Source organism: Lactococcus taiwanensis (assembly GCF_014905395.1).
In the GTDB taxonomy this organism is placed as follows: domain Bacteria; phylum Bacillota; class Bacilli; order Lactobacillales; family Streptococcaceae; genus Lactococcus; species Lactococcus taiwanensis.
The window spans coordinates 152434-165655 of the sequence record NZ_BNDT01000003.1 but is presented as its reverse complement, the minus strand read 5'-3'; the positions used below and the strand labels follow the sequence as shown (position 1 = coordinate 165655).

The 13222-nt window shown below is 37.1% G+C and carries 11 protein-coding genes; 3 read left to right on the top strand and 8 right to left on the bottom strand.

The window, feature by feature from the left end; all coding sequences use genetic code 11:
- Nucleotides 1-69 precede the first annotated feature (69 nt).
- The 4 genes from JKP71_RS04885 to JKP71_RS04870 form a co-directional block, all read right to left on the bottom strand.
- Nucleotides 70-2538, bottom strand: coding sequence for a phosphoketolase family protein (locus JKP71_RS04885; protein WP_200407229.1), 2469 nt, complete (start codon nt 2536-2538; stop codon nt 70-72).
- A 150-nt stretch (nt 2539-2688) separates the two neighbouring features.
- Complete coding sequence (gene araA / locus JKP71_RS04880) at nt 2689-4113, bottom strand: L-arabinose isomerase (protein ID WP_200407228.1); 1425 nt, start codon at nt 4111-4113, stop codon at nt 2689-2691.
- Between the two features lie 22 nt (nt 4114-4135).
- On the bottom strand, nt 4136-4837 hold the full coding sequence (locus tag JKP71_RS04875; protein WP_200407227.1) for an L-ribulose-5-phosphate 4-epimerase: 702 nt from the start codon (nt 4835-4837) through the stop codon (nt 4136-4138).
- Nucleotides 4838-4851: 14 nt separating this feature from the next.
- On the bottom strand, nt 4852-6453 hold the full coding sequence (locus JKP71_RS04870; RefSeq protein ID WP_200407337.1) for a xylulokinase: 1602 nt from the start codon (nt 6451-6453) through the stop codon (nt 4852-4854).
- Between the two features lie 210 nt (nt 6454-6663).
- Here JKP71_RS04870 and JKP71_RS04865 point away from each other — a divergent pair, with 210 nt between their 5' ends.
- Entirely contained in the window at nt 6664-8034 is a 1371-nt protein-coding gene (locus JKP71_RS04865) for a sugar porter family MFS transporter (protein ID WP_200407226.1), read from the top strand.
- Nucleotides 8035-8112: 78 nt separating this feature from the next.
- On the opposite strand, the gene JKP71_RS04860 is transcribed toward JKP71_RS04865, so the two are convergent.
- The 4 genes from JKP71_RS04860 to JKP71_RS04845 form a co-directional block, all read right to left on the bottom strand.
- Entirely contained in the window at nt 8113-8793 is a 681-nt protein-coding gene (locus JKP71_RS04860; protein WP_234446108.1) for an EAL domain-containing protein, read from the bottom strand.
- Between the two features lie 117 nt (nt 8794-8910).
- On the bottom strand, nt 8911-10245 hold the full coding sequence (locus JKP71_RS04855) for a glycosyltransferase family 2 protein (protein WP_075525505.1): 1335 nt from the start codon (nt 10243-10245) through the stop codon (nt 8911-8913).
- Nucleotides 10235-10768 (bottom strand): hypothetical protein, encoded by a 534-nt coding sequence (locus JKP71_RS04850; RefSeq protein ID WP_200407224.1) that lies wholly within the window; start codon nt 10766-10768, stop codon nt 10235-10237. The genes JKP71_RS04855 and JKP71_RS04850 overlap by 11 nt, the downstream gene beginning before the upstream one ends.
- A gap of 377 nt (nt 10769-11145) precedes the next feature.
- Entirely contained in the window at nt 11146-11997 is an 852-nt protein-coding gene (locus JKP71_RS04845; protein WP_075525503.1) for an Rgg/GadR/MutR family transcriptional regulator, read from the bottom strand.
- Between the two features lie 311 nt (nt 11998-12308).
- Between JKP71_RS04845 and JKP71_RS04840 the strand changes: the two genes are divergently transcribed.
- Both JKP71_RS04840 and JKP71_RS04835 read left to right on the top strand, forming a co-directional pair.
- Nucleotides 12309-12506 carry a hypothetical protein gene (locus JKP71_RS04840; RefSeq protein WP_075525502.1) on the top strand — a complete coding sequence of 66 codons (198 nt, stop codon included), beginning with the start codon at nt 12309-12311 and terminating at the stop codon, nt 12504-12506.
- Between the two features lie 171 nt (nt 12507-12677).
- A complete protein-coding gene (locus JKP71_RS04835) occupies nt 12678-13094 on the top strand; it encodes a Spx/MgsR family RNA polymerase-binding regulatory protein (protein WP_200407223.1) in 417 nt (138 codons plus the stop codon).
- Nucleotides 13095-13222: the final 128 nt, after the last annotated feature.

Genomic DNA, 13222 nt, shown 5'->3' with positions numbered 1-13222 from the left:
TTCAAAATTCACTGACAGCCCTGTCAGTAAAAAAAAACACTTGATTCAAACGATCAAGTGTTTTTTTACTTATTTTTTCAAATCAGACCAAGTCCAATCAGTGAACTCAGGAATATCCACCCCATCATTCCGGGTCACTTCGAAGTGTTTATCAAGAATTCGCTTCATTTTATCAATGAATGCTTTGGCTAAAGCCTGGTTAACCTTGCGATCGACATAAAGCACTTGCATCGCATCCATAGCTTGATGGAAACGGTCCAGCTCAGAATAAACACGCATATCATAGGTCGTTGTAATGTCACCATCTTCCCGGTAACCATGAACAATCAAGCCTTGATGTCCTCTTTGGTAAAAGATAGATTCAATCAAATCTTCATAGCCATGGAATCCAAAGATTACTGGCGTTCCTGAAGGACCAAAATATTTTTCAAACTCAGCATCCGAAAGTTGTCGTTCTTGGTTCAAAGCGCCTTTTTTCTTTTGCAAACGACCAAGTTCAACCACGTTGACATACCGGAATTTCGCCTGTGGGAAAACTTCATTAACAAGATGTAAAGCCGCGAGTGTTTCGATTGTAGGTTCAGCCCCAGCCGAAGCAAAAACCAGATCAATTGCTTCGCCTTCTTTGGCGGTAGAAGCCCAATCAATCGTTGCAATTCCGTCAGTCGCCAATTGTTTTGCCTCTTCTTTAGTAAACCATTGTTGACGAGGTTGTTTAGAGGCCACAATATGATTAATTTTGCTCCGATCTTGGAAAGCACGGTCAAAGACAGCGAGTAAAGTGTTCGCATCTGCTGGGAGATATTGCCGGATAAAATCAGATTTCTTTTCCGCCAAATGCGTCAACATCCCTGGATCTTGGTGAGTATAACCATTATGGTCTTGTTGGAAAACCGTTGAAGTCGAAATCACATTGAGCGAAGGATAGTCATGACGCCATTTTTGATCAGCCGCTTGACGAATCCATTTGAAATGTTGCGTCAACATTGAATCTACAACGCGCAAGAATGATTCATAACTTGCAAAAACACCAGTACGTCCTGTTAACGTGTAACCTTCAAGCCATCCTTCTGCTTGGTGTTCTGAAAGCTGTGAATCTAAGATCCGACCTTCTGGTGCAATAAATTCATCATTTGGATTTTTGATGACTTGCATCCATTGACGATTGGTCACTTTAAACAACTCCCAGAAACGGTTAGACATTGTTTCATCAGGTCCAAAAAGACGAAAACGTGTTGGATTTAATTTCACAATTTCTGCAAAGTATTTCGAGAGCACGTTCATGTCCATATTATCGTTTGTTTCAGGAAGCAATTTACCGCGATTTTCTGCAGTGATTGGATTAGCGAAATCCTCCCAATTAGGAAGTTTCAGATTTGAACGATCTACGCCACCATTTGTGACTGGATTCGAAGCCATACGCATTTCACCTTCTGGTGCAAAATCACGCAATTCCTCTTTAAGTGAGCCGTCCGTATTAAATAATGTTTCAGGATGGTAAGAATTCATCCACGCTTCAAACTCGGGAAGAGTTTCCATATTTTTTGATGAAAGTGGCAATGGCACTTGGTGCGCACGGAAACTATGCTCAATCGGCATCCCTTTTCCATCATATTTAGGTCCCGACCAATCGTTATATCGTGGGCCGCCCCATCCTTTAGGCAAACGTGCAATTATAATTGGCCATGCTGGAATTTCTCCATTTTGATAGCGACCATGTTCACGCGCATCTTCTTGAATCTGATGAATGTCATCAATCGCTTTATCAAAAACTTCTGCTGCGAGTTTGTGATAAGCCATATAGTCATGGATGTCTTCATTCTCGATATAACGAGGAGAATAACCCAATCCTTCGAAAAATTTGCGAATATCAACATCAGAAGTACGTGCAAAAAGTGTCGGATTAGAAATCTTAAAGCCATTTAAATCCAAAATTGGCAAAACAGCACCATCATTCTTGGGATTAATAAATTTAATCGAATGCCAGCTTGTCATCAAAGGACCCGTTTCTGCCTCACCATCACCGACCACCGCAAATGCGATTTGTTCTGGTTGATCAAGAATTGCACCCGTAGCATGAGAAAGCACATAACCTAACTCACCACCTTCATGGAGTGAACCAGGAGTTTGAGCTGTCATATGTGAACCAATCCCCCCAGGAAATGAGAACCGTTTAAATAAGCGAGACATCCCTTCCAAGTCTTGTGTAATTTCTGGATAAGCTTCTGTATAGCTCCCGTCCAAGTATGCAGGGACCACCATTGCTTGTCCCCCATGACCAGGGCCACCAAGGTAAAACATTTTTTGATGATACTTGTTAATCAAACGGTTAGCATGAGCATACAAGAAAGTTTGACCTGATACTGTGCCCCAGTGTCCAATTGGGTTTGCTTTCAAATCTTCAGCTTTAATAGGTGTCCCTGTAACTGAAAACAAAGGGTTACTTTTTAAGAAAATCATGCCCGCACCAAGATAAGTCGCTGCTCGCCACCATTTATCCAACTTTTCTAAATAAGCTTCTGAATTATAATCTGTCATTCTATTTCCTCCATTTACTTCATTGTAACCCATTTTTTATCACTATTCTATTATTTTATTCTTCTATTTACTGGGAAATATTGCTATTTTTCCTCAGCAATCCCTAAAACACCTTAACCTAAAAAGAGGAGGCACGCCTCCTCTCGTTCATTAGCTAAGATTAACATGTGTTAAACCAAATAATGCACAGAGATCAGCAAGCTGTTGTGTATCTACTACAAAAGATAAGACAGTATGATGTCCACCACCAGCTCTTAGCCATTGTTCCGCACCTACTTTCAAGCCCTGTTTAGGTGTCCAAAGTTGTTTAGCAACAGGTAAAAATGGAGTTTCAGCTTCAGGCTTATTGCCATTTACTTCATAAGAAATAAGTTTAAACTCATCGCCATAGTCAGCCATGGTCACATCCACGCCATCACCAACCATCCCAGTAAAGACAAGACGTGCAGGATCAGCTTTTCCTCCAATATCAAGAGGATGAACTTCTACCCGCGGTTTATCTGAAGCTATACTAGGATCTACTTCCAACATGTGAGAGCCGAGAATAGCCTCGTGTCCCTTACGTAAGTCCAGCGTGTAGTCTTCCATAAAGACAGTTTGTTTATTATGCGCCATAATTTTCAATAAACGTACAAGAGCTGCAGTTTTCCAATCCCCTTCACCAGCAAAACCATAACCATCAGCTAAAAGCATTTGCGCAGCAAGACCTGGTAATTGTTCCAATCCCGTCAAATCTTCAAAATTTGTAGTGAATGCACTATAGCCTTTTTCATCCATAAATTTTTTAATAGCAATATATTCACGAATTTGATATTTAACATGTTGTTCAAATTTTTCAGCGCTATTATGACCCTCTACATAGTCATATTTTTCTTGAAGTGCTTCGTAAAGCTCAGCTACTTGTGCTTCTTCCACACCCTTCACATACTCAACTAAATCTCCAACTCCCCAATAATCCACGGTCCAGCCAAATTTGATTTGAGCTTCAACTTTGTCTCCATCAGTTACTGCCACATCGCGCATTTTATCAGCAAATGTTACGACTTTTATTTTATAAGATTCATTATAAGCTACGGCAACATTCATCCATTTTGCAATCTGTTGCTGAATCGCTTCATCTTCCCAGTGTCCAAAAATAATTTTATTATTTTTTTTCAAACGTGCATTGATAAAAGCATATTCACGATCACCATGGGCAGATTGATTCACATTCATATAATCAAAATCAATTGTATCGTAAGGAATATGGTTCAAAAATTGGGTCGCTAAATGAAGCAAAGGCTTGGTCAAAAGTTGCGTCCCACGTATCCAGTTTTTAGCTGGGGAAAAAGTGTGCATCCAAGTTATGACACCTGCCACTTCATCATGATAATTCGCTTCTTTCATAATTTTAGTGATGTTATCTGCTGTTGTAGCTACAAGCTTAAAGACGATTGGATAAGGCAAAGCATTTGATTTGTTCATCTTATCTACGATTTCGCGCGCATCTTTTTCAACAGTACTCAAGGCTTCAGGACCATACAAAAATTGTGAACCAGTGATAAACCAAAATTCTTTTTGTGTATTTTCTAACATTTTTCTACCATCTTTCTTTAAATTATTTCATCTTTTGTCCGTAATATGCATCTTTGCCATGCTTACGTGAATAATGTTTGTCTAAAATGCGTTGAGGTAAATCTGGGGCATAACTATTAATTTGCCGTGCGAATATATTCATCTTGCAGACATTTTCAAGAGCAACAGCATTATATACTGCCGCCTCCACATCTTTTCCCCATGTAAATGGACCATGCCCATGTAACAACACTGCAGGAACATCCAGAATCCCCAAACCACGTTCCTTAAAAGTTTCGATAATGACATTTCCCGTTTCATACTCGTAACCCTGATCAATTTCCTTTTGGCTTAAGTACCTTGTACAAGGCACAGGTCCATAAAAAGTATCAGCGTGTGTTGTTCCCATCGCAGAAACATCAACACCAGATTGAGCCCAGGCCGTAGCCCAATTGGAATGCGTATGGACAATACCGCCAAGTTCAGGATAATTCTTATAAAGCACCGCATGTGTTGGTGTATCAGAAGAAGGATTTAAACTTCCTTCAATAACCTTACCCTCTAAATCAACAACAACCATATCGGAGGCTTTTAATTGATCATAACTTACTCCACTTGGCTTAATGACAAAATAGCCTGTTTCTTTATCAAAGGCACTCGCATTCCCCCATGTAAACTCCACCAGATGATGCTTTGGCAATTCAAGATTCGCTTTTAAAACTTTTTCTTTTAAGGCTTCTAACATTTCCTCTCTCCTTATTATGAACGTAATTTTTCGACAGCTGCACGCTCAATCTCAAGCCCAGTTTGATAACGCGCAATGAAATCATCATAGGCTCGCTCATCTTTTTCGAGGGGCCGGAGTGTAACACAGGGAGCGTCAGCAAAAACTACTTGATTTAAATAGTCGCTCAAGCAGTTAGAGTGACTGGCTTGAAATGCTGCAAGAACTGCCATACCCCAAGCACCACCCTCTCCAGCGGTTTCCATTACTGTAATCGGCTTTTGGAGTGCTGCGGCTAAGATTTGTTGGCCAACTCGGGGTGTTTTAAATAAGCCACCATGCCCAACTAGTCCCTCAATAACAATTTTTTCTTTTTTTAATATATCCATTCCGATACGCATTGCACCAAATGCACTGGACAGATGAGTTCGCATAAAATTTGCTAAGTTAAAATTGCTGTCAGGTTGTCGGACAAAGACTGGCCGCCCTTCACTGATCCCAGTAATATTTTCACCAGAAAAATAACCATAGCTCAATAATCCACCTAAATCTTCATCAGCCTCTAAAGCCTTATTAAATAACAGTGTAAATATCTTTTCACGATTAACTTCTAAACCAAGACTCGCTGTGAACTCTTCAAAAAGTTTAATCCACGCGTTGATATCAGAAGTACAATTATTGGCATGCACCATACCAACGAGATTTCCTTCGGGTGTTGTAACAATGTCTATTTCTGGATAAACCTTTGCTAAGGGCTTTTCAAGAACAATCATGGCAAAAGCTGATGTCCCTACAGAAACATTTCCTGTTCGGACTCCGATGCTATTCGTAGCAACCATTCCTGTTCCAGCATCTCCTTCAGGTGGACAAAGAGGAATACCAGGTTTGAGACTTCCTGTAGGATCAATCAAATAGGCGCCTTGCTCACTCAATACACCAGCTTCTTCGCCAGCTAACAAGACCTTTGGTAAAATAGTTTTCAAATGAACAGAGTGATGCATTTTTTTTAAATTTTCTTCAAATTTATTAATGAGGTGCTCGTCATAGCTTTTTGAAAGACTATCAATCGGAAACATCCCAGATGCATCTCCTATTCCTAAAACCTTTTTACCAGTCAGTTGCCAATGAACATAACCAGCCAAAGTCGTCAAATAATCGACTTGATCGACGTGTTTTTCATGATTAACTATCGCCTGATAATAATGCGCAATACTCCAGCGCTCTGGAATATTATGTTCAAAAAGACACGTTAGTTGCTTTGCTGCTTCTTTTGTGGTTGAATTTCGCCACGTTCTAAAAGGGACAAGAAGTTTACCAGATTGATCAAAAGGCATATAACCATGCATCATTGCACTAAATCCGATTGAACCAACCTTTTCTAAAAGAAGTCCATACTTCTCATAGACCTCCGTCGCTAAGGCCCGATAACTTACGCGTAATCCTTTCCATATTTCTTCGGTTGAATAAGTCCAGTAGCCTTCAACAAACTGGTTTTCCCACTCGTAACTCCCAGAAGCAATCGTGTGAAATCGTGAGTCAATTAATACTGCTTTGATACGTGTTGAGCCAAATTCTATCCCTAGATATGTACGTACATCAACAACATCAAGCATTTCTTCTGCTTTAGAAGCTTCCATATCTTCTCCCATCCATGATGTTTTGCTATTTTCGTAGCGCTTACAGGATAAATAATAGCACTTACATACGGACATGTCAAGGATAAATTTCAAAAAAATTAAAAAAAGCTTGACATGTACGGACACAAATGTTAAAATGAAACCGCTTAGAACATAGCGCTTACATTAAACTTGTTTACACACCCTTATCTAAAGGAGAATTTCAACAGCATGAAAACTAATAAAAAAATTTCGGCTTCTTTTATCTACTTTTTTGGAGCTTTTGGCGGTATTTTGTTTGGTTATGACATAGGAGTTATGACCGGAGCACTCCCCTTTCTTCAATCCAGCTGGGGCCTAACTGATAATGCTACGATTATAGGATGGATTACTTCATCAGTTATGTTTGGCGCAATTTTTGGAGGGGCTGCTGCAGGATTATTATCTGATCGACTAGGACGGCGCAAGATGATTTTGATTTCTTCGCTTATCTTCATGGTAGGTTCCTTACTTTCTTCTCTTTCACCGCATCATGGTCAATATTATCTCATTATTGTTCGGATTGGTTTAGGTCTAGCCGTTGGAGCAGCTTCTGCACTAGTGCCTTCTTATATGTCTGAAATGTCACCTGCTCATATCAGAGGACGACTCTCCGGAATCAATCAAGTTATGATCGTATCGGGTATGCTTCTCTCTTATATCGTTGACTATTTTTTGAAAAATCTAGGAGCCGATATTGCTTGGCGTATCATGCTGGGCGCTGCTGCAGTACCTGCCCTTATCTTGTTCTTTGGTGTACTCGCTTTACCAGAGTCACCTCGCTTTTTAATAAAGTCTGGAAAAATAGATGAAGCCAAACAAGTATTAAGCTACATTCGTAAACCAACTGAAATTGACCACGAGATTAAATCCATCCAAGATACCGCAAAACAAGAAACGAACGCTTTGGCTTCTACAACCTGGGGAACGCTTTTTACCAGTCGCTACCGCTACCTAGTTGTAGCTGGTTTAGGTGTAGCTGCCTTTCAACAATTTCAAGGGGCCAATGCTATCTTCTACTACATCCCTTTGATTGTCGAAAAAGCTACTGGACACGCAGCAAGCGAAGCATTAATGTGGCCAATTATTCAAGGAATCATTTTGGTCGTGGGAGCGCTTTTCTTCTTAGTCATTGCTGATAAATTTAACAGACGGACTTTACTACGAATTGGCGGGACAATTATGGGTCTTTCCTTTATTCTACCCGCCATTATCAATCTGATTATTCCTAATTCTAGTCCGATGATGATTGTCTTCTTTTTATGTATCTACGTCGCACTTTATTCCTGTACCTGGGCACCTTTGACATGGGTATTAGTTGGGGAAATTTTTCCACTCGCGATCCGTGGACGTGCTTCAGGACTTGCATCGTCATTTAATTGGATTGGCTCATTCCTTGTGGGATTGCTTTTCCCAATTATGACCGCCTCTATGAGTCAAGAAGCTGTGTTTGCCATCTTTGGTATTATCTGCTTACTAGGAGTGCTCTTTATCCAATTCTTCGTGCCCGAAACACGTGGTCACACTCTTGAAGAAATCGAATTAAAGGCGAACAACAAATAAAAAAAGCATCTTTAAAAGACGCTTTAAAATGATCATAAAGTAAGTAAAGAACCTGCTATAGAAGTAGCAGGTTCTTTATCATTCAGAATGAGGTCTATCAATCAGGTATCCTTGTCTATTATCGATTTCTAGCTTGTCTGCTAGTAATAAATCGTCCTGGCTTTCAACCTCTGTAATATCTATTTTTTTATTCTTTTTTCTAATTAGGCGACTCCAATCCCCCATATTCATCTCAAGCCACTCATTATCAGTCTTTTTGTGAAAATTAGAAAGTGGAACTTTTACGCCATGTATATCATTTAATAACCACTTCACTTTTTTATAATACGCTTTAGATGGTTGAATTTTTTCCAATATAACAGCTACATTTAGCTCCCTGCTAAGCTTCAAATTTTTCTTGATTCTTATTTTTTTTAACCAGTTTACCTCACTATACCCTTGCATATTAAATTCTATTCTTAGCTCCATCGGATAGCACTCGCCTTTAACCCATCTAATAAAATACTCATAACGGGGGTCAGCAAATTGTTTTAAACTGATGTTAATAGCTAAAAAACTTGAAGGATGTTTCGTTTTAATAAAACTTTTATGAAGAAGAAAGATGACTTCACGCAGCGTGAACTTATCAATATCATCAGGAAATATCCACTTCCCCGTTTTCGTATCAAACTTTCTGAGCAAGGCCTCCACACCTGATGACTTACCATCACTGTCAACTATAGATTGAAAAAAGAAGGTATAATCTTGTACATTTTCCATTGTCTTCGGGTAGATTGCGTTTTGTCTTTTGGCCCAAAAATAGCTCACCGCTATGCTTATTAAACATAAAGCGATGAAGATTATAGTAATAAATGACATTATTTCGATTAGCATAAATTATCCTTTTTTTAAGCTTTTTCGTGTAGGGCTTACCCATGCTCCGGAATGGTTATCTTTTCCTAAATATGCTTTTAGAGCTGGAATAAAGGTAGTAACTATTGTGAGTGGGTTTACCATCCAGAACAGCAACATATAAAGAGGAGCGAATATTAAATATCTCAATTTTTCTCCTTCACTATCAAGTATTAAAGCAGCCAGTAACTGAAAAATCCCCGATATTAACTCGAAAGTAACAAATATGAAAGCCATCGCGACACCATGCCACAATCGTTCAACATCACCTGTCAGCACAAAAAACGTCATCATAGCTAAAAAAATGAAACTAGTGATAAAAAAGAAAAACGACCAAATAATGGAAAAGGTTGTATCCAAAAACATTGAATAGACATATTTATATTTAAGAGGATGAAGTATAAATTTCGAAAAATTGGTAAGCCAAACTTCAGTTCCCCCTTGAGCCCAGCGCTTTCTTTGCTTATAAAGCTGACTTAAGGTCTCAGGAACGTTCATATGAAAAAGGATATTAGGAGCAAAACGTGGCGTTACGCCAAACATTAAGTGATCCCAAGCGATGCTAATATCTTCAGTACTTCTGTCTTGTCTGAATCCTCCCACATCAATCAAAAATTGCTTTTTATACATTGTGTTGGCGCCGCTATATGAATACATAGAATCATTAACTGCGGTTTGGCTTCTCTTAATCACTCCAACGATACTTGAGAATTCTACTGTTTGAGATTTTCCTAAGAGAGAGGTTCTATTTTGGACGTCCATATTTGCCGTGACAGCTGCTGTATTAACATCTACCTCATTAATAAAATAATTCATATATTTCATTAAAGCATCTCTTTCAGGGATAGTATCTGCGTCGTTACTCAGAATATACTCCCCCTTAGCAAAATGTGTTCCAATATTAAAACCATGAGCTTTTCCTTGGTTCTTTAAAACATTTATAACCCTGAGCTTCTTATATTTATTTTGCAAGTCTTGAAGTATTGTGAGGGTGTTATCAGTGCTCCCATCGTTGATTACGAGGAGTTCATAATTGCTATAATTTAACTCTGTCGCTAGGTAATCAATCGTCTCTTCAATCATAATTTCTTCGTTATGCGCCGGAATCATGATTGTAATCATTGGTTGCTTGTCGATGGGCAACTCCACAAAGTTTACTTCTTTTTTCCCTTTTTTCAAAAATTGATAACTTAATGAACCAAAAAACCAAAACAAAGCACCTATTACAGGATACAAACATAAGATCAATAAGCATATTGAAAGAAACGTTTGAAATGCGTTCTTACCTGCAAAAGTTTGTATAAATACATCAAATAACATCTTTAAATCCTTTTTCTTTGTTCAATAGGTTTGAGAGTTCATCTGTTTCCAGATTTTTTTCAGGAGCTACTTCAAAATATTTCACATTATGCCTAAAATCTTCTGTGCCGAATCGTTCAGTCATAAACTCATCCACTTTTCTTCTTCGCTGAATACTAGAAACAGAGTCAAAGGTAGGCCATTTTTCAATTACAGATTCTCTGCGGTTATTCTGAATAATTGTCATACTCACGGCATAAGTAAAAGTGATAACAACACAAAAAGTGATAATAATAAGCAAGAATTTGATTTCTAATATACCCTCTGCATAATTCCAAAATCTCCAACCATATTTCCCGGACGTAAGATAGTACAGAAAAGATGAAATCGTTATAAAAGTAGGCACGATTAAACAAATCCATCCGAGGATCGACAAGAGTGTTTGTACTATTTTTAATAGATAATTTCCCTTTTCAAAAAATAAGTCGGAGTAACCGTACTCTTTTTTTTCAGCAGCTTCATTTGTTCTTTTGTTCTTTTCCATCCGGATGTACCAAATTTTTTCTTTATCTTTTTTCTTTTAAGTTATGACCGATGAGTTTGAGAATAAAATTTTCTGTAATCTTTAGTATACACTAAGATTTTTTTTTGTCAATTTAGAATCCTAAACCTCTTACTAAGGATTTTTCTAACCCTTTTGTATTAGTTAAAACAACCCCAAAATACACTTTTAATAAAGTGACCTATAAAAAATGACCGCCCATTTTTCAAAAAAATATGTTACTATATTTAATGTTCAAGTTATGCGAGAGTATAATTTTAAGAAGCTCTTACATTTCTAAACAAAAAAACCAATAACCATTATGTGCTGTGGTTACTGGTTTTTTTATATTCTAATTAAATGTCATCATATGGTGCCAATCAATTTATTTTTTCCTTCAAAGCTTCTATTCTTGCCGAAGCAACTTTACTCAGTTTAGTGGCCCCTATCTCCTTCATCCACGACAAGCATTCATCTATAGCTCGTTGCCCACATTCTTTATTTTCAAATCTGTAAGTATAACAGCCATTAAGAAGATGCCAAAAAACTTTAGAAGTTAAATCACTTTCTTGAAATAACGAAGAAATTTTATCCAGAGTGTATTTTGATTTTTTCATATCGCCTCGTTCAATGAAAATGGGGATGGCTTTTATCAGCACATTAATTAATAATGCTCTATACTCACGAAGGTGCTTGAGATAGCCGTCCATATAACTTTCTTTAAAAAAATTTTGTATAAGTTTCCAAACTAAATCAACCGATATCTGATCTATAGTATGGATTAAAACATAGAACTCATACAGCCCCCATAAAGGGCTAGTAGAAAGGAGCTCCTCCACCTCCTTTATCTCTTCACAAGTTAAAGAGGTAAAAGTAGCTTTCGCACTGAGCGCTATGAGATAGGTTGTTTCCTCCTCGAACTCCAAATTTTTATAATATATTTCTTCTAATCTAGCTTTATCTTGCCTGAAAAAGGCGGCCGTTATTTCCTGAAATTGAATAATAAAGTATTCAGGAATTCCATTGTTGATAAGTAAGGAATAATCCAATATTGTTAAATTCATACACTCTAATAGTGATTCAAGTTTATCAAAGGAAACCAGTGACTTCCCATTCTCAAACTGAGAAATCGTTGCTTTAGATACCCCACTTAAAAGCTCTAACATTGATAAACTAAACTTTTTCTGTGTTCTTAATTCTCTGAACACCGAACCATACTTTGCATAAAGCATTTAATCAATTCTCCCCCAAATTAAGCTGAAAAAATTCCCTATCCCTAATAGTACATGTTATTAGAAATACACTCCAATAAATTTTTTAATCTTATTCACTACATTTTATTACATTAAGTAGTCTATTGATTTCTTAATTATACAATAACGTCATTTAATCATAAAGAATTTGCTTTATAATTAGAAAATTTATGACGGTCTGGCTCCTAATTTATATATTACTTTTTTCTATATTTTAGCTATCGTTCATCATCCTAAACGAAAGCGTTTCTTAAAAATGATATACTATTTCATAAAAAGAGGAGAGATATATGAAAAGTTTAATCACTTGGGCTACCATAGTTCTTATAGGCAGCTTTATAATTGCCTTTACCGAATGGTCTCACAATTATTGTATTATTTTTATTGGGCTAGCTGGAATCTTTGGTGGTGGACTTTGCTTATTAATAAATACGATAAGTCTATCTATTAGTACATATAAGCGTCATCAAAAGAAGAAAGATCAATAAACTTTTAATCTACAATCATCATAGGCCCAAAGTATTTTTTTACTTTTTATTCTAAACTTTCTGTTTAGGAAACTAAACAGTTTGTAAGTTTTAATCCTTTAAGTAAAGCACTATATATGTTAGAATGAAATTATAATAAAGTAATAAAAAAATTAGATTAGTGAGGTTTTTATGATTAAATTCTATTTTACAACTTCTTCAGGTTCTTGTAGAAAAGCTAAAGCTTGGCTCCTTAAAAATAATCTCCCTTTTGAAGAGATTAATCTTAAAACAACACGTCTAACTAAAGAGGAGCTGCTTCATATACTCTCGCTTACTCAAAACGGCACACATGAAATTATCTCAAAAGGGGGGAAAGCTTATAAATCGTTATCGGTTGATCTTGAACAGATGACACTCAATGAACTATTTGATGTACTGAACCAAAATCGTTTACTTTTAAAACGTCCATTACTTGTTGACGAGGATCGCTTACTTATCGGTTATAACGAAGATGATATTAGAAAGTTTATCCCACGACACATAAGAAGAATCCACAAGGCGCAAATTGATCAGCAACTCTCCCAGGAAATACTACAATATAATTAAAAGGAGGATTATTCTGCTCCTTTTTTCTTTACTGAGAAATCTTATAAACATTGATAATGCAAGGTTTTATAGCCAAAATATTGTATAATAAAATAATATAGATAAAACCATGAGGAGGGAAGACTTAC

What these genes read in the sequence shown, in the direction of transcription:
- JKP71_RS04875 (WP_200407227.1), bottom strand. Translation starts at nt 4,837, where the DNA reads ATGTTAGAAGCCTTAAAAGAAAAAGTTTTAAAAGCGAATCTTGAATTG.
- JKP71_RS04850 (WP_200407224.1), bottom strand. Translation starts at nt 10,768, where the DNA reads ATGGAAAAGAACAAAAGAACAAATGAAGCTGCTGAAAAAAAAGAGTAC.
- JKP71_RS04855 (WP_075525505.1), bottom strand. Translation starts at nt 10,245, where the DNA reads ATGTTATTTGATGTATTTATACAAACTTTTGCAGGTAAGAACGCATTT.
- araA (WP_200407228.1), bottom strand. Translation starts at nt 4,113, where the DNA reads ATGTTAGAAAATACACAAAAAGAATTTTGGTTTATCACTGGTTCACAA.
- JKP71_RS04840 (WP_075525502.1), top strand. Translation starts at nt 12,309, where the DNA reads ATGAAAAGTTTAATCACTTGGGCTACCATAGTTCTTATAGGCAGCTTT.
- JKP71_RS04860 (WP_234446108.1), bottom strand. Translation starts at nt 8,793, where the DNA reads ATGGAAAATGTACAAGATTATACCTTCTTTTTTCAATCTATAGTTGAC.
- JKP71_RS04845 (WP_075525503.1), bottom strand. Translation starts at nt 11,997, where the DNA reads ATGCTTTATGCAAAGTATGGTTCGGTGTTCAGAGAATTAAGAACACAG.
- JKP71_RS04865 (WP_200407226.1), top strand. Translation starts at nt 6,664, where the DNA reads ATGAAAACTAATAAAAAAATTTCGGCTTCTTTTATCTACTTTTTTGGA.
- JKP71_RS04870 (WP_200407337.1), bottom strand. Translation starts at nt 6,453, where the DNA reads ATGGAAGCTTCTAAAGCAGAAGAAATGCTTGATGTTGTTGATGTACGT.
- JKP71_RS04835 (WP_200407223.1), top strand. Translation starts at nt 12,678, where the DNA reads ATGATTAAATTCTATTTTACAACTTCTTCAGGTTCTTGTAGAAAAGCT.
- JKP71_RS04885 (WP_200407229.1), bottom strand. Translation starts at nt 2,538, where the DNA reads ATGACAGATTATAATTCAGAAGCTTATTTAGAAAAGTTGGATAAATGG.